The 20,428-nt window shown below is 69.5% G+C and carries 20 protein-coding genes; 12 read left to right on the forward strand and 8 right to left on the reverse strand.

Annotated features, from left to right (window positions below; translation table 11 throughout):
* Positions 1–84: 84 nt before the first annotated feature.
* Positions 85–1,047, reverse strand: a complete 963-nt coding sequence (locus L942_RS36090) for an alpha/beta hydrolase (RefSeq protein WP_037368918.1) — start codon at positions 1,045–1,047, stop codon at positions 85–87.
* A gap of 160 nt (positions 1,048–1,207) precedes the next feature.
* On the opposite strand from L942_RS36090, the gene L942_RS36095 reads away from it, so the two are divergent.
* Together L942_RS36095 and L942_RS36100 are read left to right on the forward strand one after the other, a co-directional pair.
* Entirely contained in the window at positions 1,208–1,681 is a 474-nt protein-coding gene (locus L942_RS36095) for a MarR family winged helix-turn-helix transcriptional regulator (protein ID WP_037368919.1), read from the forward strand.
* A gap of 49 nt (positions 1,682–1,730) precedes the next feature.
* Complete coding sequence (locus tag L942_RS36100) at positions 1,731–2,579, forward strand: SAM-dependent methyltransferase (protein WP_037368920.1); 849 nt, start codon at positions 1,731–1,733, stop codon at positions 2,577–2,579.
* 12 nt (positions 2,580–2,591) lie between these two features.
* Here L942_RS36100 and L942_RS36105 read toward each other — a convergent pair whose 3' ends face one another.
* Positions 2,592–3,521, reverse strand: a complete 930-nt coding sequence (locus L942_RS36105; protein WP_037368921.1) for a patatin-like phospholipase family protein — start codon at positions 3,519–3,521, stop codon at positions 2,592–2,594.
* A gap of 172 nt (positions 3,522–3,693) precedes the next feature.
* On the opposite strand from L942_RS36105, the gene L942_RS36110 reads away from it, so the two are divergent.
* The 8 genes from L942_RS36110 to L942_RS36145 all read left to right on the forward strand — a co-directional run bounded on the left by L942_RS36110 (position 3,694) and on the right by L942_RS36145 (position 10,753).
* A complete protein-coding gene (locus tag L942_RS36110; RefSeq protein WP_037368922.1) occupies positions 3,694–4,173 on the forward strand; it encodes a PE domain-containing protein in 480 nt (159 codons plus the stop codon).
* The gene (locus L942_RS36115; RefSeq protein WP_081655371.1) at positions 4,166–4,789 is read left to right on the forward strand and encodes a DUF3558 domain-containing protein; all 624 of its coding nucleotides are present in this window, start codon (positions 4,166–4,168) and stop codon (positions 4,787–4,789) included. The genes L942_RS36110 and L942_RS36115 overlap by 8 nt, the downstream gene beginning before the upstream one ends.
* Complete coding sequence (locus L942_RS44650) at positions 4,726–6,087, forward strand: hypothetical protein (RefSeq protein WP_158684590.1); 1,362 nt, start codon at positions 4,726–4,728, stop codon at positions 6,085–6,087. The genes L942_RS36115 and L942_RS44650 overlap by 64 nt, the downstream gene beginning before the upstream one ends.
* A 2-nt stretch (positions 6,088–6,089) precedes the next feature.
* Entirely contained in the window at positions 6,090–6,812 is a 723-nt protein-coding gene (locus L942_RS44655) for an ESX secretion-associated protein EspG (protein ID WP_037368925.1), read from the forward strand.
* Positions 6,813–6,889: 77 nt separating this feature from the next.
* On the forward strand, positions 6,890–7,441 hold the full coding sequence (locus L942_RS36130) for a PadR family transcriptional regulator (protein WP_037369086.1): 552 nt from the start codon (positions 6,890–6,892) through the stop codon (positions 7,439–7,441).
* 2 nt (positions 7,442–7,443) lie between these two features.
* Positions 7,444–9,450: an NADPH-dependent 2,4-dienoyl-CoA reductase gene (locus tag L942_RS36135; RefSeq protein ID WP_037368926.1), complete on the forward strand. Its 2,007-nt coding sequence runs from the start codon at positions 7,444–7,446 to the stop codon at positions 9,448–9,450.
* Positions 9,451–9,479: 29 nt separating this feature from the next.
* A complete protein-coding gene (locus L942_RS36140; RefSeq protein ID WP_037368927.1) occupies positions 9,480–10,448 on the forward strand; it encodes a prephenate dehydrogenase in 969 nt (322 codons plus the stop codon).
* A 65-nt stretch (positions 10,449–10,513) separates the two neighbouring features.
* On the forward strand, positions 10,514–10,753 hold the full coding sequence (locus L942_RS36145) for an antitoxin (protein ID WP_037368928.1): 240 nt from the start codon (positions 10,514–10,516) through the stop codon (positions 10,751–10,753).
* A gap of 113 nt (positions 10,754–10,866) precedes the next feature.
* Here L942_RS36145 and L942_RS36150 read toward each other — a convergent pair whose 3' ends face one another.
* Entirely contained in the window at positions 10,867–12,825 is a 1,959-nt protein-coding gene (locus L942_RS36150) for an FUSC family protein (RefSeq protein WP_037368929.1), read from the reverse strand.
* A 74-nt stretch (positions 12,826–12,899) separates the two neighbouring features.
* Between L942_RS36150 and L942_RS36155 the strand changes: the two genes are divergently transcribed.
* Complete coding sequence (locus L942_RS36155; protein ID WP_037368930.1) at positions 12,900–13,346, forward strand: SRPBCC family protein; 447 nt, start codon at positions 12,900–12,902, stop codon at positions 13,344–13,346.
* An 84-nt stretch (positions 13,347–13,430) separates the two neighbouring features.
* Positions 13,431–14,189 carry a polysaccharide deacetylase family protein gene (locus tag L942_RS36160; protein WP_051166493.1) on the forward strand — a complete coding sequence of 253 codons (759 nt, stop codon included), beginning with the start codon at positions 13,431–13,433 and terminating at the stop codon, positions 14,187–14,189.
* A gap of 46 nt (positions 14,190–14,235) precedes the next feature.
* Here L942_RS36160 and L942_RS36165 read toward each other — a convergent pair whose 3' ends face one another.
* The 5 genes from L942_RS36165 to L942_RS36180 all read right to left on the reverse strand — a co-directional run bounded on the left by L942_RS36165 (position 14,236) and on the right by L942_RS36180 (position 20,255).
* Positions 14,236–16,824 (reverse strand): CHAT domain-containing protein, encoded by a 2,589-nt coding sequence (locus tag L942_RS36165; RefSeq protein WP_037368931.1) that lies wholly within the window; start codon positions 16,822–16,824, stop codon positions 14,236–14,238.
* A gap of 53 nt (positions 16,825–16,877) precedes the next feature.
* On the reverse strand, positions 16,878–17,363 hold the full coding sequence (locus L942_RS45115; RefSeq protein WP_037368932.1) for a hypothetical protein: 486 nt from the start codon (positions 17,361–17,363) through the stop codon (positions 16,878–16,880).
* Positions 17,360–17,965 (reverse strand): RNA polymerase sigma factor, encoded by a 606-nt coding sequence (locus L942_RS36175; protein ID WP_037368933.1) that lies wholly within the window; start codon positions 17,963–17,965, stop codon positions 17,360–17,362. Before L942_RS36175 ends, L942_RS45115 begins: the two co-directional genes overlap by 4 nt.
* Before the next feature lie 1,299 nt (positions 17,966–19,264).
* Positions 19,265–19,405, reverse strand: a complete 141-nt coding sequence (locus tag L942_RS44660) for a hypothetical protein (protein WP_158242475.1) — start codon at positions 19,403–19,405, stop codon at positions 19,265–19,267.
* Positions 19,406–19,505: 100 nt separating this feature from the next.
* Positions 19,506–20,255 (reverse strand): SGNH/GDSL hydrolase family protein, encoded by a 750-nt coding sequence (locus L942_RS36180; protein WP_037368934.1) that lies wholly within the window; start codon positions 20,253–20,255, stop codon positions 19,506–19,508.
* Between the last annotated feature and the right edge of the window lie 173 nt (positions 20,256–20,428).

The following is a 20,428-nucleotide window of genomic DNA, read 5'->3' on the forward strand; positions in this document are numbered from 1 at the left end:
CTCGTTGTGATCACGTGACGTCGATCACGCCAGAATGACCCCGTCAAACTCAGCGGAATCTCAGGATTGCCCGTTAGTCCCTGATTAGTTGCCGAATGCGCCGCGCAGCACCGTGATCGCCTGCGTGATCGCGGCTTCCGCGGCATGCGTTTCCCGAAGCGCGTTGACCATCACGAAGTCGTGGATTACGCCCTGGTACCGAACCGCTGTCACCGGCACGCCGGCCTGACGCAGCTTCGCGGCGTACGCCTCGCCTTCGTCGCGAAGGACGTCCGCCTCCCCAGTGATCACGAGCGCCGGCGGCAGTCCGGCGAGCTGCTCCACAGTGGCGCGAAGCGGCGAAGCGGTGATCTCGGCACGCTGCGCCTCATCGGTCGTGTACTGGTCCCAGAACCACTTCATGCCTTCGCGGCTGAGGAAGTAGCCCTCGGCGAACTTGGTGTACGACTCGGTGTCGAAGGATGCGTCGGTGACCGGGTAGAACAGCACCTGCTGCAGGAACTGCACGTCCCCGCGCTCCTTCGCCATCAGCGTCAGCGCAGCGGTCATGTTTCCGCCGACGGAGTCGCCCGCGATCGCGATGTGCGTGGTGTCGAGGCCCTTCTCGGCACCATGCTGGACCACCCACTTCACCGCGGCGTAGTTCTCCTCGATCGCGACGGGGTAACGAGCTTCGGGCGAACGGCTGTATTCCGGGAACACCACTGCCGCACCGGTTCCGGCGGCGAGTTCGCGGACGAGCCGCTCGTGGGTGTGGAAATCGCCGAAGACCCAGCCAGCGCCGTGAATGTAGACGAGGACCGGCAACGGTCCGGCTACGCCCTCCGGCTTCACGATCCGGACCTCGACGTCGCCGTTCGGTCCACCCGGGACAGTCAGGGTCTCGATGTCGGCAGGCGCGAGTGCGACGTCGCCGTCCTGGACGCCGTCAACTGCCTTGCGGCCTTCGGCAGGCGGGAGCTGGAAAAGGTACGGAGGCTGATCGGTGGCCTCGGCGAACGCCTGGGCGGCCGGCTCGAGGACGAGGTTCTGCGGGTTCGCGGTCATGGCTTCCTCCGGTAGCGGTGCGGACCACCTGAACATAGCTCGCAATTTAGTTGTACACAACTCACTGTTGCTCAATGAGATATAGAGCACTTGAGTTGCCCTTAGCGGTAAGCCGAGAGAAAATGGAGAGCTGGCAGAGGAACCACCCAGGAGGCCACCGATGACCAGCCCAGACACCGGCGAAACCGGCTCGCTGCTGCTCGACGACCAGCTGTGCTTCGGCCTGTACTCGGCTTCCCGGGCAGTCACCGCGCTCTACCGCACGCTCCTGGAACCGCTCGACCTGACCTATCCGCAGTACCTGGTGATGCTCGCGCTGTGGCAGCAGGACGAACAGCAGGTCAAGGAACTCGGTGCCGCGCTGAACCTCGACTCGGGCACGCTGTCGCCGCTGCTGAAGCGGCTGGAGAAGGCCGGGCTGATCAAGCGCGAACGCCAATCGGACGACGAGCGTTCGGTCCGCATCCGGCTGACCGACGAGGGAACCGCGTTGCGCGCCAAGGCGGAACGGATCCCGCCGCACGTCGGAGCCGCGATGAACCTGGACAACGCCGAACTGGCCCGGATGCGGGCCGCGATGGATCAGCTGACGGCTTCGGTCAACGCCTACCGGGAGTCCTACCGGCCGAACTGACCGCAGCGCCATGGTTAGCATGAGCGCCAGGGCGAGCGGGAGGATGGCGATGAGCACACAGGACGAAGCACTGCGCGCGGTGGAAGCCAGCCTGGACCGGCCGTCGGCGGCCCGCGTCTACGACTACTTCATCGGCGGCACCACCAACTACGCGATCGACCGGGTCTTCGCCGAGAAGGTGCGCGAACGGCTGCCGCTGATCGGCGAGTATTGCCGTACCAGCAGGCAGTTCCTCGGCCGTGCGGTGCGCCAGAGCGTGCGCGAGGGCATCCGGCAGTTCGTCGACATCGGCTCCGGCCTGCCGACCGCGGGCAACGTGCACGAGGTGGCCGACGACGAACGCCCGGAACACGACACTTCCGTGCTGTACCTGGACAACGAGCCGGTGGCGCTCGCGCATTCGCAGGTGCTGCTCGCCGACACCGCGGACGAGGAGCGGCATCAGGCGATGGCCGCCGATCTCCTGCAGCCTGCCGAATTGTGGGACCGGGTGGCCGATTCGGACGTGATCGACGTCCGCGAGCCGGTGGCGCTGATCGTCAACGCGGTGCTGCACTTCATCAAGGACGAGCAGGATCCGGACGGCATCCTCGAGTTCTACCGCAAGCAGCTCGCGCCGGGCTCGTTGCTCATTCTTTCCCAGATGACCAACGAGAATCCGGTGGACGACAACGAACGCCAGGCGCTGGTCGACATCATCAAGTACTACGAGTCGACCACCAACCCGGGAATCCTGCGCACGAAGGCGGAGTTCGAACGCTTCTTCGGCGGCTGGCCGCTGCTCGAACCGGGCCTGGTGTACGCGCCGGCGTGGCATCCTGACGCCGACACGTTGTTCGCGAAGGCACCGTCGGAGTCGCGGGTGATCGGCGGCGTGGCCCGCAAACCGCAGTCCTGACGGGGTTTTCGCTTACGACGCCCTGCGCAACCCTTCCAACGCCGCGTAAACCGCGTCCCGCCCCAGCTCCACCGCACGCCGCAGCACCGCCGGATCCCGTTCCAGCACCACCACATCCGGAGCACCAGCCGGCGGCCGAACGCTCGCCAGCCGCGGATCTTCCCGCAGCTGGCGCTCGTCCTCCAGATCCCGGCGGTACTGCGTACGCCAAGCGTCGATAGTGCCCGGCGCGTGCCGACGGAGAAACCGCGGCACGACCACGTCCTGCACCCGCGGCGGCGGCACCGGACGCTCGTCCTCCCGTCGGGTCCGCAACACGAGCACGTCCGTCGCCCCCTGCGCGAGCGCGGTGCGGAACGGCAACGGCTCGGCGATCCCCGCGTCCACGAACCGCCGCCCGCCCATCGCGATCGGCGGCCCGGCCAGCACCGGCATGCACGACGACGCCGCGAGCGCCGTTTTGATCCCGTCGACGTCCTCGATGAACGGATGCAGATCAGTCGACTCTCCGGTGTCGGCGTCGGTGGCGAGCGGGTGGAAGCCGACCGGATTCGCGAGAATCGCCGGGAAATCCATCGGTTCGAGCACTGAGTAGACCTGGTGCACGAGATACTCGAGATCGATCACCGCCCGGCCGCGCAGGGTGTGCAGCGGGTTGATGATCCGCCGCATGACCGTCGGGTTCCACCAGGTCCGCACCCCGGTCCGCGAGCGGCCGCACAACAGCCACGCCGCGTTGAGCGCCCCGGCGGAGGCGCCGTAGACGTCGTCGAACGCCTGCGTGGCCCCCAGTTCGTCGAGCGCGAGCACCATCCCGCTCGAATACGTGCCGCGACTGCTGCCGCCCTCGACCGCGAGCGCGAGCCGACGACCGTCCGTCCGCTCCCCCGGCACGCTGCCTTCGGCGATCCGCGCGGCGAGCAGTTCCAAAACCGGATCCACCCCTCCATCTTGATCCTTTTCCTCGGGTGGATCGACCCGATTTGCCGCCCCCTCTCCGGGTGAGCCGGCCGGTGCGCGACACCTTGATCAACAAGTTCAGTGAAGTTGTCACCGTCTGCAGACAGTCGTGATACTGTCCGTGTTGTTCGGTGAGAAAGCTGGGGAGGCTTTCATGGCTGATGACGGCGTCGAGCGCGTCAGACACCTGCCTGCGAACATGCAGGGCCCGCTGGTGCCGGGATACAAGTATGTCCGGGACAAAACCCCGGAACAGGTGGCGAAGGAAGCCGCCGACGCCCAGGCGAAGGCCAACGAGGGTATGTCGAGCGGCGGTGGCGGGTACCGGCTCACCCCGGAAATGCTCAAGGAGATCGTCAGCGAGATCGACGACATCCTCGCCTGGATCCAGCTCGAACCCCAAAAACATGCACGAACTCTCCGCGCCTTCACTCCGATGGGCGACGAGGTGGCCAGCATTGCCTACGTGCAGGACGCCAATGCAGCTGGCCTGTCGTACAACAACTACCTCGACAGCGTCGTTGCGGAGCTCAAACGCCAAAAAGACGCCTTTCAGCAAGCCCTGGATACTTACCAGAAGCAAGAGCAGCAGGCCGCCGACCACCTGAAAGGTCTTCACAGCAGCGATGCATAGCCGACCCGCCGTAGCGCTTGGCCTGTTAGCCTCCGCGATCTTTCTCGCCGGATGTTCAGGCGAGTCTGGAAGCGCCAGCCCCGCAACGTCAGCAGCCCCGCCCAGCTCGACAGGGCTGCCGTTCGGCGCACCCTCTGTCCCTGCGCCACTGGATCCCACCGCGTTGGAGAAGAACCCTTGTGCCGCGATGACCGCGGATCAGGTGGCCAGCCTCGGCGCTCCGCTCAAGGGGACAGTCCCTCAGCCGGACGATCCCACCGGCCCGTCCTGCGGCTGGCGTTTTGCGACCGATGAAGCGCCCTCTTCCGTCAGCGGCACCGTCTTCACCAAAGACCCGTCTCACGGCGGGATCAGCGGGCTGTACGGACAGAAGCAGGCTGGCGGAGTCACTCAGTTCGAGGCATTCTCGGCCAACGGTTACCCCGGTGTGGTCTACAACGCGTCCAGCAACCCGCCGCCGGGCAGCTGCGCTCTGGCAGTCGGCCTACGAGACGACCTCGCCTACACCATCAGCGTCAGCCTCGATGCACTCAAGCAGCCCTTTGCCGACGGTTGCGAGCTGGGCAAAAAGGTAGCCGGATACGTGATCCAGTATCTCCAGAAGGGAGGCCACTGATGCCCGACGGCTACACCGGCGCGGATGTCTACGCCCGCATGCATCGCTACGGAGGAAACACCGCCTCCCTCGACTCCGGGCAGCAGGCGGCCGAAGCGCTCAAATCCGCGCACGAAGAACTCGTCACGCGGATCGCCCGCTTGCAAGGAAAAATGGACGCTTCCTGGGAAGGCGACGCAGCCGGCAAGGCGAAGGCTGGGCTGAGTCCGCTTCTGGAAACATCTCAGCAGGCGGCAGAGGACCTCGGCCGCAGCTCCCAGTCGCTCATCGCGCAGAACAGCGGCTTTCACCACACGCTCAACAAGCTCACCCCCATGGACGCCAATCGTCCTGACACCAACGATTTGGCGAGTTACAGCCCGTTCGGTGCCAGCGATTCGGAAAAAGCAGCGGCTCGCTGGGATGACGCGGACAAGAACAACAAGGAAGCCTACGGAGCTTACGTCGCCACCACAGACGGAAATCGCAATTCGTCGGCGAAGGATTATCCGGTTCTGAATGCCGCTCCAGCTGGGATCGCGGTCGGTCCCGCATCGAGCGGCGGCGGAACGTCCGACCATCCCGGAAGCACCGCAAGCACCGCAAGTACCGGAGGCACAGGCGGAACCGGCGGCACCGGAAGCATCGGCGGAACTGGAGGCAGCGGCGGGCACAGCGCGAGCTTCCAGAGCAGCGGTTACTCGCCCCACCCCGGCAGCCCCAGCCCCGCCAGCAGTTCCGCGGTGCCTCCCAGCACGGGGCCTTCCCACCTCCCCGGCGGCGGAGACTCCCCAGCGGAGCACATCTCGCCGGCGGACTCCACCACGACGGCCGGGTACACGCCGAAAGCGCCGGTCAGCGACGCGCCTGGGTTCGGATCCGGACGGCTGCCGACTTTCGGGCCGACCACCGTCGGGACGGATTCGACCGGCGGCGGCGGTTTCGGCCTCCCGGCTGGCGGATTCGGCTCTCCGGGCGGCAGCGCGGAGAGCGGCCTCGCCGGACGGGTCGGCAGCGGAGCCAACACCGGCGCGCGCGTCGGAACAGGTGGGGGCGGACCGCGACTCGGCGCAGGAGCGGGGACCGGCATTGGGACCCCGGCGGGCGGCCAAAGCGCCGCGCGCGCAGGTGCCGTCGGCGGGTCCGGTGCCAAGGGATCGCCGGGCATGGGCACCATGGGTGCCGGAGCCGGAAAGGGCAAGGACACCGAGGACGAAGAACACCAGCGGAAAGTCACCTATCTCGACGAGGACGTCGACGAGTTGTTCGGTGGCTACCCCGACGGCATGCGTCCCACCCCGCCGACCATCGGAGCCTGACCTTGCTCCGAAGCCCGCTGAGGTTTTCCCGCGCCGGTTACCAAAACCTGGTCCGCCGTCTCGACCGCTCCAACCCGCACCCGACCTTGATCGGCGGCGAGAAGTGGTATCCGCCCGACGAGCAACTCCAGCAGGACGCACAAGCGGACGCCGAACTGGCCTCGACCGGCTGGCCAGCCCGTGACTTCGCCGAGGTCATCGGGCTCCTGCAACGGCCCTCCGTCGACCGCTACTGCTGGGCTCGAATCAACGGCCGCGACGTGACTCTTCAGGCCGCGGCCGTCGGACGGGACGCGCTCCTCGCCGTTGCCGACCACGACACGATCACGCTTTTCCCCAGCTCCGCGGAATCCGCTGCCCGGGATCTGGTCTGCGCGCTGCCGGGTACTCCGCCGGCGCCGAACCTGCCTTCGCTGTCCTGCTCGGAAGCCGACTACAGCGCGGTGCTCGCCGGAAGTCCACCGCCGACCAGGACCAATAGCGCCCGCGACGCGCGCCGCGCCGTCGAGTGGATGCAGGCTCCCCGAATACACGTAGGCCGGTTGTATGTGGCGATCCGCCGCGGGACCGAACGCATCCGCAACGAACATCCGCCCTATTGGATCGACACCGAACAAGGCCGGTTTACCGCTGCGGTCGCCGACGGCTGGCTCAGCATCAGGCCCGCTGGCGGCGACGACCTCACCCGGATGCTGCACCACATCGAAGCCGGCTTGCGCGCCTGAATTTCCCCAAGCGAGCGCAAGGTGACCTGGATTGCACCTAGTTGCACTGCACCTAGTTGCATATGACACTGTCCGGCATGGCACTGGAGCACGCGATCCTCGTCTCGCTGTCGGAGCGTTCCGGCTCGGGCTACGAACTGGCGCGCCGGTTCGAAAAATCCATCGGGTTGTTCTGGAGTGCCTCCCACCAGCAGATTTACCGCGTCCTGAAGCGGATGGAAGAGGCCGGTCAGGTCGCCGTCGACGTGGTGCCCCAGGACGGGCGGCCGGACAAGAAGGTCTACACCGTCGCCGAGGCCGGACGTAGCGAGCTGCGGCGCTGGCTTGCCGAACCGGTGCCGCAGGCCGGGCCGCAGGAGTTGGCGGTGAAGGTACGCGGGGCGTCGTTCGGAGACCCGGAGGCGGTCGCCGCCGAGATCGCGCGGCATCGGGACTCGCACGCCGAGCGGCTGGAGCTGTACCGGCAGATCGAGAAGCGCGATTTCCCCGCCCCGGACCGGCTTCGCGGCCGTCCGCTGCACCAATACCTGGTGCTGCGCGGCGGAATCCGGGTCGAAGAAGGCCAAGTCGAGTGGCTGGAAGAAATCCTGACCGCACTGCGGGCCGACCAAGCCGACGAGAAGGGCTGACGATGACCGAGTACCCGAACCTGCTTTCCCCGCTCGACCTCGGCTTCACGACGCTGCGCAACCGCGTCCTGATGGGCTCGATGCACACCGGCCTGGAGGACCGCGCGTCCCGCTTCCCGCGGCTGGCCGAGTATTACGCCGAACGCGCGCGCGGTGGCGTCGGCCTGATCGTCACCGGCGGGTTCGCGCCGAATCGCACCGGCTGGTTGTTGCCGTTGGCCTCGAAGCTGTCGACGCCCGCCGAGGCGAAGCAGCACCAACTGCTCACTGGCGCGGTGCACGCCGAGGGCGGCAAGATCGCACTGCAGATCCTGCACGCCGGCCGCTACGCCTATCACCCGCTGAGCGTTTCCGCGTCGAGCCGCAAAGCGCCGATCAACCCGTTCCGTCCGCGCGCGCTCACCGCGTACGGCGTGCACCGCACCATCCGCGCGTTCGCCGATTGCGCCGCGCTGGCCCGCGAAGCCGGGTACGACGGTGTCGAGATCATGGGTTCCGAGGGCTACCTGATCAACCAGTTCCTCGCCGAACGCACCAACCAGCGCACCGACGCCTGGGGCGGCACGGCGGAGAAACGCCGCCGGTTTGCGGTCGAGATCGTCCGGCGCACCCGGGAAAAGGTCGGGCCGGACTTCATCATCATCTACCGGCTGTCCATGCTCGACCTCGTCGAAGGCGGGCAGAGCTGGGAAGACGTCGTCGCGCTGGCCCGTGAAGTCGAAGCCGCCGGGGCGACGATCATCAACACCGGCATCGGCTGGCACGAAGCCCGCGTGCCGACCATCGTCACGTCGGTGCCGCGCGGCGCGTTCACGTGGGTCACCGGAAAGCTGAAGCCGCACGTCTCGGTGCCGGTGGTGGCCTCCAACCGGATCAACCTGCCGCACGTCGCGGAACAAGCCCTCGCCGACGGCGACGCGGACCTGGTCTCGATGGCCCGGCCGTTGCTCGCCGACCCGGACTGGATCCGCAAGGCCGAGACCGGCCGCACTGACGAGATCAACACCTGCATCGCGTGCAACCAGGCCTGCCTCGACCACGCGTTCAGCCGGAAACCGGTGTCCTGCATGGTGAATCCGCGGGCCGGACACGAAACCACGCTGAACCTGCTGCCGGCCCGGCGGGCCAAGCGGATCGCGGTCGTCGGGGCCGGACCGGCCGGGCTCGCCACCGCGACCGCGCTCGGCGAACGCGGCCACGACGTCGAACTGTTCGAGGCCGACGACGAAATCGGCGGCCAGTTCGGGATCGCACAACGGATTCCGGGCAAGGAGGAATTCGCCGAGACCATCCGGTACTACACCCGCCGGCTGGAGGTCACCGGGGTCAAGGTGCATCTGCGCACCCGGGCGACCGCCGCGGACCTGACCGGTTTCGACGAGGTCGTGCTGGCCACCGGCGTCGCGCCGCGGGTCCCGGCGCTGCCCGGCATCGACCATCCGAAGGTGCTGTCGTACGTCGACGTCGTGCGGCACGGCAAACCGGTCGGCGAACGCGTCGCGGTGATCGGCGCGGGCGGCATCGGCGTGGACGTCAGCGAATTCCTCACGCACAGTTCGTCGCCCGCGTTGGATCGCGCCGCCTGGATGGTCGAATGGGGCGTCACCGACCCCGCGCTCGCGCCCGGCGGGCTGACGAAACCGAAGCCGGAACCCTCGCCGCGACAGGTCTACCTGCTGCAGCGCAAGAAGTCGCCGATCGGGGCCGGGCTCGGCAAGACGTCCGGCTGGGTGCACCGTGCGGCCCTGCGCGCCAAGGGCGTGGAAAAGCTCAGCGGCGTGACCTACGAACGGATCGACGACGCCGGTCTGCACCTCACCGTCGACGGGAAACCGCGGTTGCTTGAGGTCGACACCGTGGTGATCTGCGCTGGCCAGGAATCCGTGCGGGACCTCGCCGACGCCCTCGGCGACGTGCCGGTGCACCTCGTCGGCGGCGCGGAGCAAGCACGGGAACTCGACGCCAAACGGGCGATCGACCAGGGCACCCGGCTGGCCGCCGTCCTGTAGCCGCTTGCGCGCACTGGCAGGATGGCCCCGTGCGAGACGTATGCGTAATCGGGCTCGGGCTCATCGGCGGTTCCCTGCTGCGGGCCGCCGCGGCGAGCGGCAGGACGGTGTGGGGAACCACAGTGTCCGAAGTGGACGCTGACGCGGCGAGTCGCGGCGGCTACGACGTCACCACCGACGCCGAAGCGGCGCTGCAACGCGCGGCGTCGGCGGACGCGATCGTGGTCATCGCCGTGCCGCTGCCCGCGGTCGAGAACCTGCTGCGACAGGTCGCCCAGCACGCGTCGCACTGCATCCTCACCGACGTGGTCAGCGTGAAGGGCCCGATGCTCGACGCGGTCCGCAGGCGCGCGCCGTACACGCGCTACGTCGGCGGACACCCGATGGCGGGTACCTCGCACTCTGGCTGGCTCGCCGGCGACGCCATGCTCTTTCGCGACGCCGCGTGGGTCGTCGGCGTCGAAGAGGAAACGGACCTCACGGCGTGGGCCGAGGTCACCCGGCTCGTACTGGACGTCGGCGCGCACGCCGTGCCGCTGCCCGCCGATTCGCACGACGAGACGGTCGCCCGGATCTCGCACCTGCCGCACCTGTTCGCCGCGATCCTCGCGTCGGTCGGTGCACAGGGCGGGCCGCTCGCGATGTCGCTGGCCGCCGGCTCGTTCCGCGACGGCACCCGCGTGGCCGGCTCGTCGCCGGACCTGGTGCGCGCGATGACCGAAGGCAACCGCGACGCTCTGCTGCCAATCGTCGACGACGCACTCGGCCGTCTCGGTGCCGCCCGCGGCTCGCTCGCCTCCACCGGCGGCCTCGCCGCGACCATCAACGCAGGCCACGAAGGCGCGTTGGCGCTGGAAGCGGCCCGCGACGCGGCACTGTCCGGCGTCCGCATCGACCTCACCGCCGCCGACGCCCGCGAAGGCCTCGTGGCGCTCGGCGAACGCGGCGGCCGGATCACCGGACTGGACGGAGCGGTCGCGCTCGGGGAAGTATCTTGACTTGCCTGGAACGCCTGGTGTGTGACGATTGAAGCCTCTCAATCCCAACCCCGGGGAGGCATTCGATGGGCATCAATTTCGACGAGCTCAAGAACAAGGCGACCGAGGCGCTGCGCGAGAACAGCGGCAAGCTCGAGCAGGGGCTCGAGAAGGCGGCCGAATTCGCGAAGTCCAAGGTCAGCGGCCACGATTCGCAGATCGACGGCGGCGTCGGCAAGGCCAAGGACCTGCTCGGCAAGGTCACCGGCAAGCACGATGAAGGCGGCGAGAAGCCCGAGGGCGGCCAGCCCGGCGGACAGCAGTAACCCTCCGCCTCCAGGGTGGGCTCCGAAGGTTCGGGAGGGGCGATCTGATTCCCGCAGGGCGCCTCTCCCGGATCTCTCTGCCGCGTAATCCGCCGCGCACCACAGCTGTCGGCTCAGGTGCGCCGGTGGTACGGCAGGAACCGGCGCACCAGCCGCAGCGGCGACCGTTCCACCAGGTCCGGCCCGCGGACCGCGTCGAACGTCGAGCCGAGCTGGTCGACCACCCCGGCGAGCCGCGGATTGTCCGGCATCGGCACCGAATCCGGGTCCCGCTGCTCGCGGACCGCGGAAGCCAGCTCCGCCAACGCGTCCGTGAGCAGCTCGATGTCCGCGGGCGACGGGGCCGGAGCGCCCTCGCCGATGGTCACGCCGACCTCGGTCACCGCGTCGGTCACCCGCTCCAGCCCGGCGATCACCGGCCACCACGCCACCGCCTGCCGTCCCGCGGGCGACGGCTCCACGATCACCTGCTGAAACGCCGTCCGCAGGTCCGCGAGGGCGCGGTACGCCGCGCGCCGGGCCCGCGACCGGGCGAGCCGCGACTCCGCGGTCGAGTTCAGCACCATCGCGGCGCGGACGTACTCGGCGACCGTGTCGAAACTGTCCGCCAGCCGTCCGCCGACGGTCGGCCGCCGCGAACCCGGCCACAGCAGATACCCGACGACGAGCACGATCACGCAGCCGATCACGGTGTCGATCAGCCGCGCCAGCACGACCGTCCAGCTGCCGGTGTTGGCGAGGTCCATCTGCAGGATGATCAGCGGCGTCACGAACGTGCCGAGCATCCCGTAGTTGCGCACCTTCCCCACCGCGGCCCCGCCGGCGAACACCGCGATCAGCGCCACCAGCACCCAGCCGCGCGCGCCGAACGCGAGAACCACCGCGCCGATCCCGACCCCGGCGACCGTGCCCAATCCACGGAGCACCGCACGGCCGAAGACCGAGCCGAAGTCCGGCTTCAGCACCACGCCGACGGTGAGCGTGATCCAGTACGACCGCTCGAACGGCACCAGCAGCGCAACCACTTCGGCCACCGCGACGCACAGCGTGAGCCGCAGCGTCGCCAGCCAGGTCAACGGTCCGGAGAGGCCGCTCGCCCACTGCCGCAAGCGACGCAGCAGCGAGACTTTCTTGCGGCGCTTGCGGTCGTCGAGCTTCCCGATCCGCGCCAGTCCGGCGTAAAGCGCGCTGACCACCGCGTCGGCGTCTTCGTCGGGCAACTCAGGCGCGGGCGGCAGCGGCTGGTTCGCCAGCACTGAGGCGGCGACGCGAGTCAGGTAGTCGATCACCTCGTCTGGCGCGCGCTGTCCGGCGTTGACCATCGCCACCGACGCCTCGACCGCGGGCGTCGTCGCGGAGAGCCGGTTCAACAGCCGGCGATACGCCGCGTCTCGGCCGGACAGCCACGAGCGCGCGACCAGCAACCGGTCGTAGGCCGTACTCATCGCGGTGGTCAGCTGATGGCGCGCGACTCGCGAAGTCGGTTCGTCCGGAGCCGACAACATCGCCGCGAGTTCGATGTAGACCTGCGCGACGGCGGTGCGTTCGGGACTCGTCGCGCGGAGCGTCCACGTGCCGAGCGCGACCAGCAGACCCCAGCCAGCGCCCGCGCAGAAGTAGCCGAAGAGCACTTCGGTGCGTACGCCGGTCGCGTGCTGCGCGGTGCCGAGCACGCAGAAGACGAACATCTGCAGGCCAGCCACCGAAGCGTTGCTGCCCGCGGCGCTGATGAGCGCGGAAATCGCCGCGATGACCACGATCGCCGGGATCGACCAGGCGGGCATGCCGCCGGTCAGCAGCCCGACGAGGTACCCGACCCCGGCCGCGAACGTCGCTCCGCCCAGCCGTCGCGCGCGGTAGCGGTAGGCCCCGGCGGCCTCGGACAACACGGTCGGCAGTGCGCCGGTGGAGATCAGCGCGCCCACCGCGATGTCGCCCGCCGCGTACGCGACCGCGAGCGGAGTAGCCAGTGCGACCACCGCGCGAGCCACCATGTTCCACGGAATGGGAACCGGTTTGGAACGCAGAAGCTGCGTCAGCCAGTGCGGCGCGGCGAAGTCGGGACGGCTCACCGCACCATCTTGACCTACCGAGGCCGTCCGGGATTGATTTGTCGCTCAGTCAACAACGTGTTCAGGGAGCTGGGATGGCGAGTCGCAGGTATTCGTTCGAGGTGAACCGGGTGAGCGCCGCCGCTCCGCCGGTGCTGTTCCGGCTGGAAAGCGACGGGACGCAGTGGTCGACCTGGGCGCGGCCGCTCGTGTGGCAGGCCCGGTGGGCGGCGCTCGGCGACGACGGCCGGGTCGGCGCTGTCCGGGAAGTCGGATTGTGGCCGCTTTTCGCCCGCGAAAAGACTCTCGAATACGTACCGGACCGGCGGCACGTCTACACGTTCGACGGTTTCCACCCGGTCCGCGACTATCGTGCGGAGGTGACGTTCACCCCGAACGCCGACGGCGGCACGGACCTCCGGTGGTCCGGTTCGTTCGTCGAACGCATCCCCGGAACGGGCCCGGTCGCCCTCGCAGCGTTGCGCGGCGTGGTCGGATTTTTGGCTACTCAGCTGGCCAAAGCGGGCAACTCCGCCTCCTGATCGGGTGCGTTGCACCACAACGAGCATCGAATACCGGAGCACAGACGTCATCCCCTCGGGGGATCCCGAGGGAAAGGAAGCGGCATGGCGAAACGGTGGCTGGCGGCGGCGACGGCCGGTCTGCTGGTGCTTTCGGCGTGCTCCGGCCCGGACTCGAGTCAACCCCCGCAACAGGCGAACCCCGCGCCGGGTGCGGCGACGCCGGGTCCGCCGCCCGCGCCGTACCCGTTCGGCACCGTGCAGGCGAAGGCGCCGGCGATCCAGGACGGCAAGGTCGGCGTGGTCCGCCGCATCCAGACCGACAAACCGTACGTCTTCATCACCATGGACGACGGCGCGGTGAAGGACCCGTCGGCGCAGAGCCTGATCCAGCAGTCCGGCGGGCATCCGGTGCTGTTCCTGAACAACCGGTACGTGAAGGGCCACGAGGCGTACTTCAAGGCCATCCTGGACTCGACCGGCGCGGTGCTCGGCGACCACACGGTCAACCACCCGAACCTCAAGGGCAAACCGCTGGAGTTCCAGAAAAAGGAAATCTGCGACGACGCGGACGACTTCCAGGCCTCTCTCGGCGTCCGCCCGACGCTGTTCCGCCCGCCGTTCGGCAACTACGACCAGAACACGCTCAAGGCCGCCGCGATGTGCGGCATGCGCGCGACGGTCCTGTGGACCGCCTCGGTCAACGACGGCGTCGTCCAGTTCCAATCCGGCGACAAACTCCGCCCGGGCGACATCGTGCTGATGCACTTCCGCAAGACGTTCAAGGAAGACTACGAAGCGTTCCTCGCGCGGGCCAAGAAGGACGGTCTGACGCCGGTCCCGCTGGCCGACTTCCTGGGCTGACTGCGTTCGGGCGTGGCGATGCCGGTACGCACCGGGAACGCCACGGTTAACCAGCGCCGAGACATACGAACGGCCGCCGCATCGGGTCCACCGCCACCGCTTCCGCCAGCGCCAACGCCGGCGAAGTCCCTTCGGCGAGCCGCCGGTGCAGGTCCGCCATCGTGTCCGCCGCCGCGCGGTCGCCGACCCGGGCCACCGCGCCGATGACCGTCCGCGAACCGCTCGCCAGCAGCGTCCCGGCGAAGCCCAGCGCTTCCTCGCCCGGCCGGATGTGGCTCATCGCCAGCTCGCACGCGGCCAGCACCACCCGTTCCGGCGGGTTCGCGAGCCGGGTCGTCTCGTGCGCGAACAGCGGGCCGTCCACCAGTTCGACGCGGGAGAACAGCGCGTTCGCCGGCTCGTGCGCGCCGTGCGCGACCAGGTGCGCCAAGCGGGTTCCGTCCAATGCGGTCAGGACGGTGGAACTCGTCGCGTCGTCGCCCTCGACGAGCCGCGCGTCCGGATACACCGAGCGCAGCTTGCTCACCTCGCCCACCGCGCCCGGCACGCCGGGGCCGCCCGCCAGCAGCACCGGCCCGTCCTCGGCCGGACGTTTCGCGGTGATCCACGCGGTCGCCGACGGCGCGATCGACACCGGATGCCCGCGCAGCGACGGCAACGCGCCCCACGGCATCGCGTACAGCTGGCCGATCGGAACGATCACCAGCTCGCGGTCGTCGAGCGTTTTGACCAGCGACGCGGAAATCAGCGCGTCGAGCTTCTCCGCCCGGCGGCGCGCGGACGCGGACACCGTCTCGGCCATGAGCGGCGGCAGATGGTCCGGCGCGAGGGCGTCGAGGTCGGCGTGCAACTGGGTCGCGGTCTCGACGATGTCGTCCAGCGGACCCAGTTTGAGCAGCCGGAACGTCCCGCGGTCGACGACCACCGAGTACAGCTGATTGTTGTACGGCACCAAACTCACCAGCACGCGATCGCCGAGCGCGGCGACGACCTCGTCCGGCGTCGCGACCGGACGCGGACGGCCCCACTGGCTCGTGTACCAGCCGAGCCGGCTCGCCTCGCGCTGCAGTTCGGCATACCGCTGCTCCAGCGCCTTCACTGGCTCGCCCTCCAGCCGGGCGCGCTGGATGGTGCGCTGGACGTGCCGCATTTCGTTGATGTGCTTGGCCAGCACCGGATCCTCGATCACCGGCAGCGGTTCGTACCGGTAGACCTGCGCCCGGGTGCGTTCGAGCCAGGCGAACATCCGCCGTGCGCCCGCCGCGTTCCGTCGCGCGCGCCGCAGCACGAGCCGCATCGCCAGACTGCCGAGCTCCTCGCCGTGCACCGCGGTGCCGCACAGCAGGTCGAGCCCGCCCATCCGGTCGCGGATGGTGCCGAGTTCGCGCAGTCCGGCGCGAGCCTGAGCGAGCGCCGCGCGTGGCCGGTCCTCGGCGACGGCCAATTCCGCGCGGCACAACCGGAACAGCATCCGGTGGTCGATCGGCGACGTCGCACGCGGGGCGGGCACGTGCTTGAGCACCAGCGAGGCTTCGGCGATTTCCTTGCGGCGGATCAGCAACCGGACCGCGAAGAGCCGCGCGACCGCCGCCTCGTCGCGCAGTCCGAGCGCGGCCAGCCGTTCGGCGATGGAGACGAGTTCGGCGGGCAACCGCGAGGTAGAGCGCCCTTTGCGGTCCGACAGCACCTGCTGCGCTTCCGCCCGATACCGCGCCAGACCGGCGATCTCGGCCCAGGTTCGGTTGCCGCGGCGGAGAAATCGGCGCCGCGCGTCCGACGCGGACTTTCGCGCCAACGCGAAATCGCCCTCCAGCAACGCGGCCGCGGCCCGCGCCACCTCGGCTTCCGCGATGTGCTGTCCGGATCCGTTGGCGCGCAACTCCGGCAGCGCTTCGTCGAGATGCCTGGCCGCTTCGTCGGCGAGACCAGCGGTGAGCAGCGCACGGGCCTGGTCGAGCCGGATCAGCGGGATCGAACCGGGCGATTCGGTGACGAGGATCCGCGCGGCTTGTTCGTAGCTGGACAGTGCTTGCGGGACGTCGCCGATCAGCTGGGCGTGGTCGCCGAGGTTCTGCCGGATCTTGCCTTCGAGCAGCGTGTGCCCGTTTTCGCGGGCGAACCCGAGTGCGCGCTCCAGGTCGGCTTTCGCGGCGTTCGGATGGTTCAGCGCCATCTGCACGAGCGCGCGGTTCAAGAGCATGACGACCAGCGTCCGCCGGCCGTCGTCGAACTCGGCCTCGATTCCGGGGATGACGGCGTCGTAGACCGACAGCGATTCGCTGAACCGCCCGCCGCGCATCAGCACCACCGCGCGCTGGCCGGTGACCAGCAAGCCCAGTTCGCGGGCGACCTTGCTTTCCGGAAGCTGGTCGCGAAGCTGCCGCGCGGTCTCCAGGTGCACGAGACCGGCGTCGGTCGAGGAGACCTCGGCTTCGGCCGCGCCGAGGCTCACCAGGACGCGGACCTGCAGTTGCCGGTGTTCGGGCAGCGGATCGGCGACACGCGCCAGCCGCGTGAGCGCGCTGCGGAACAACCGCACCGCGATGCCGGGCCGCTGGTCGGACGCGGCGGCTCGGCCGCGCGCGTACAGATCGGACGCCGCCGCGATCGTTCGATCATGGACGGGCGCGGACACGGACTCTATGGGAGCACACCTCCGCCACTCTCCATAACGCCCGTCCGGGTTTCTCAGAGCACGACGGTCGGCGTGACGACGGTCCGGCGGTGCGGACCGGCGCCGAGGTGCACGAGGATCTGCGTGGTGCCGCAGGGGACGCGTTCGAGCACGAACCGGCCTCCCTCGTCGGTCGCCGTCGCGAACGTGCCGTGATCGGCGACCCGGACCTCCACGTCGTACTCGCCCGCGGGCGCGAGCCAGCCGTCGATCCGGTGCGTCTTCCCGATTTTGGTCAGGTTGATCATCACGGTCAGGTCGCTGACGGTGAACGTGATCGTGCCGGTCGCCGTGCTGCGCACGCCGGCCAGTTCGTCGAGCCGTTCCCACCGCGCGACCTCGACGTCGAGGTTCTCGAGCTCGAGCGCGAACTGGACCCGCTGCACCAGGTCGTCCGGCGGCGGGTCGACCTCGTCGAGGAAGCGGCCGAGGTCGGCCAGGATGGCCTCGTCGTCCGGAATCGCGTGGCCGTGTCCCGGCCTGCCGATGTCGTCGCTCACCGGGCACCCCCTTCTCCTGCGAGCAGATCCCGCATCGAGTCGAGGCAGCGGCCCCTGGTGGGCCCGACGCTGCCGCGCGGCATCTGCATAGCCTCGGCCACCGCCCGGTACTCGGCGCGGCCGGCGAGAACGGTCAGCCGCAGCAGCTCCTGGCAGCGTGCGGGCAGCCGGAGGAAGGCGCGCCAGACCCGGCGATCCCGGTCGGCGCGGACGGCTTCCTCCTCGGGTGCCGGGTGATCGCTTTCCAGCGTCGCGGCGACCTCGTCCGACAACGGCACCGGCTGAGCCCGCCGGCCGTACGGACGGGTCGCCTCCCGGCGAGTCGTGGTGATCAGCCACGCGGCGAGCGCGCGCGGATCGCGCAGCTTCTCCAGCTGGCTGAACAGAGCGAGCCACACGGTCTGCACCACGTCCTCGGCCACCTGCCGGTCGAGCCCGTTGGCGCGCGCGACGTGCCACACGAGCGGCGTCAGCTCCTCGACCAGCTTCGCCATCGCGCGCCGATCGCCGCCCCGCGCCGCTTCCATGCACGCAGCGTGCAAGTCGGCGCCGGTCAGGCCTTCCCAGGGCGGGTCTACCTCGGTGGTGTGCACGTCGGTCACCGTAGCTGCCTCACTCCGGAGGTGGGCCGACCTGGGCGAGCAAGCCTCCGGTCGTGTCGGCACGGCCAGGCCCGTCGCGGGTCGCCTCTCCGGTCGGGTACCGGATCGATCGTGAATGGTGCGCGCTCTTTCGGTGGGGTAGGTGCTGCGGACAGGGTCCAGGGGCACGGTCGGTGCCCGGTGGGTGGGCTCTTCTAGGTTGAGGAGCAAACAACTGGCTCTGGGATACATCAATCTCTGACTTTTTTCGGGTGAGTTTTTTTCGCAGAGCCGGCCGGGGCGGCTCTCGTTGTCCGGTTGTCCAGGGGCAGTTGCGTTTGTGCAGGTCAAGCGGGGTGCCGGGACGCGACCGGCTGGGCTCCCCCTCCAGCACGGTGGCGTCCCGACAGCTCCGTCGGACCCGGCGAGTCCCCCAACGACCCGTCGCGTCCCGCCGACCCGGCCGGATCCCTCCCCAGACCCGCCTGGCCGCACCGGCCCGGCCGGACGGATCCCTCCCCGAACCCGCCTCGCCGCTGACCTTTCGGATCAGCCCGGGCAGCCTGCCGTCCTCGCGAACCCCTCCCCGAAGTCCGCTCAGCCGGATAGGCACACCCGGCCGATCCGCCGAAGCAGCCCGCGAAACGCGCTGGCCGGACGAACCCCTCCCCGAACCCGTCCAACCACGCCAGCCCGCGAGCCACGCGCCTCGGCCTGGGTCTCCCCGCCGTTCCGGTTCGCCCGCTAGCCGGACAGGCCGCTCCCCCGACCCTGTCCAACCAAGCCGAATCCGCCTAGGCCTGGCCATCCCCCGACGGCCGCGGTCGGCCCGCCGGTCGGACAAGCCCCTCCCCGAGCCCGTGCAACCAAGCCAACCCAGGCCTGGCCAAATCCCGCAGCTACGGTCGGCCCGCCAGTCGGACAGCCCCTAAACCCGTCCAGCCCACCAACTAAACCCGCCTGGGTCTCGCCGTTCCGGTTCGCTCGGCGGCCAGGCGGGTCCCCTCCTAACCCGTCCGGCCGGGCCGGGTCGTCAGGACCCTGGCCGAGCGGAACCGGACCGGCGGCGGGGCCAGTCCTTGTGCTCGCGGCGCAGCGGGCGGCGGCCTGCTCGCCCCCTTGTGCCGAGCAGGTCGTCGTCTCGCGTGCGTGGTGCGGGTGCGCACCGGTCGGCGTCAGCTGTGCCCTCGCCGACCGGTGCTCCCCGCCCCCAGGGGAGCCCGCTCCCCTTCGGGCTCCGCCGGAGGGTGTTCCTCCCCGAATCCCCTCCGGCTGACGACGTCCGGCAGCCCCCTCGGCTCCCGGGCGCCGCCCGTCTGGTTACTTGGCGGTGCCGGTGTCGTCCAGCGGCTCGTGGTTGCCGTCCGGCTGCACTCCCCGGTTCGCCCCCGGCGCGGGGCTCGTCTTGACGGGCGGAACGGTGGTTCCCGGCTGCCGCTCGTCCTTCTGATCCGCAGGCATGTGGACCTCCCTCTTCCTTGGTTCGCCCTATAGGACGCAACCAGGGTGCGCCTAGATACACGGAGCGCCAAAGTTTTTGGGATTTCCGCAAACCCGCCGGTCAGGACGGCGGCGTCACCTCCCCCGGATGCCGACCGTCAGTGACGATCGGTAACCCCTCCGAGAGCGCCGCGGCCCAGGTGCGGTAGCCGTCCGGGCCGGGATGGAAACGGTCCGCAGCGAACATTCCCGGATGGAGCAATCCCGGCACTAACGGGATGTGCGTGACCCCGGGCAGCCGGGTCAGGCTGCGCGCCGCCTGGTCGAGCGCGACGGACCGCGCGCCGAGCACGTCCCGGAGCGGCCGGGGCAGGGACGGGAAACTCGCCAGCGGCGGCACACCCGCGAGGACGACCGGGACGTCGCCGACCCGCCGCCGCACCTCGACGATGATCGACAGCAGGTCCCGCCGGTAGCGCGCGGCCGAGTGCAGTTCCAGGGTGTCGTTCACGCCGAGGACGACGACCACGAGGTCCGCCGCCCGGACGCGCGGAACCAGCTCGTCGAGAACGACCCGCGCCGACGCGCCGGTGCTGCCCAGGGCGTGCCACCGCACCTCGCGATCCGGGTACGCGCGGGTCAGCGCCACCGCGAGTTGCCCGGTGAGCGCTTCGGCGTGGGTGAGCGCGCCGACGCCGTCCACCGTCGATTCGCCGATCACGGTGAGCCGCAACGGCCGCCCGGCGCCGAGAGAGCCCTCGACCGGCCCCGTGGCGCCGGGAAGCCGCGGAGTCGCCCGACGCACCCGTACCGCCTGCGCGACCAGCACGGGTGCCATCAGGAAAAGGAGGAACAGCCGAAAAACTGCCATGCCTCCGACAGTAACGAGCGGCTACGACAGAACTCGGCCAGCGAAGGGAGTTGTCCACAGGGGGGATGAGTTGTGGACAAGCCTGGGGACAACTTGGGGAGAGCAGTCCCGAGCTGCGCACCTGTCTGCGACTGCAGACCGCACGGCCAGCCGCCGAGAACCCGCCGGAGCAG

Origin of the sequence: Amycolatopsis orientalis DSM 43388 (assembly GCF_000411975.1) — a bacterium.
Classification (GTDB): Bacteria; Actinomycetota; Actinomycetes; order Mycobacteriales; family Pseudonocardiaceae; genus Amycolatopsis; species Amycolatopsis orientalis_D.

Bases quoted from the DNA above. Each gene is read 5' to 3' on its own strand.
- L942_RS36115 (WP_081655371.1), top strand. From the start codon at position 4,166: ATGCATAGCCGACCCGCCGTAGCGCTTGGCCTGTTAGCCTCCGCGATC.
- L942_RS36100 (WP_037368920.1), top strand. From the start codon at position 1,731: ATGAGCACACAGGACGAAGCACTGCGCGCGGTGGAAGCCAGCCTGGAC.
- L942_RS36130 (WP_037369086.1), top strand. From the start codon at position 6,890: ATGGCACTGGAGCACGCGATCCTCGTCTCGCTGTCGGAGCGTTCCGGC.
- L942_RS36155 (WP_037368930.1), top strand. From the start codon at position 12,900: ATGGCGAGTCGCAGGTATTCGTTCGAGGTGAACCGGGTGAGCGCCGCC.
- L942_RS36135 (WP_037368926.1), top strand. From the start codon at position 7,444: ATGACCGAGTACCCGAACCTGCTTTCCCCGCTCGACCTCGGCTTCACG.
- L942_RS36110 (WP_037368922.1), top strand. From the start codon at position 3,694: ATGGCTGATGACGGCGTCGAGCGCGTCAGACACCTGCCTGCGAACATG.
- L942_RS36145 (WP_037368928.1), top strand. From the start codon at position 10,514: ATGGGCATCAATTTCGACGAGCTCAAGAACAAGGCGACCGAGGCGCTG.
- L942_RS36090 (WP_037368918.1), bottom strand. From the start codon at position 1,047: ATGACCGCGAACCCGCAGAACCTCGTCCTCGAGCCGGCCGCCCAGGCG.
- L942_RS36160 (WP_051166493.1), top strand. From the start codon at position 13,431: ATGGCGAAACGGTGGCTGGCGGCGGCGACGGCCGGTCTGCTGGTGCTT.
- L942_RS44660 (WP_158242475.1), bottom strand. From the start codon at position 19,405: ATGCCTGCGGATCAGAAGGACGAGCGGCAGCCGGGAACCACCGTTCCG.
- L942_RS36095 (WP_037368919.1), top strand. From the start codon at position 1,208: ATGACCAGCCCAGACACCGGCGAAACCGGCTCGCTGCTGCTCGACGAC.
- L942_RS36180 (WP_037368934.1), bottom strand. From the start codon at position 20,255: ATGGCAGTTTTTCGGCTGTTCCTCCTTTTCCTGATGGCACCCGTGCTG.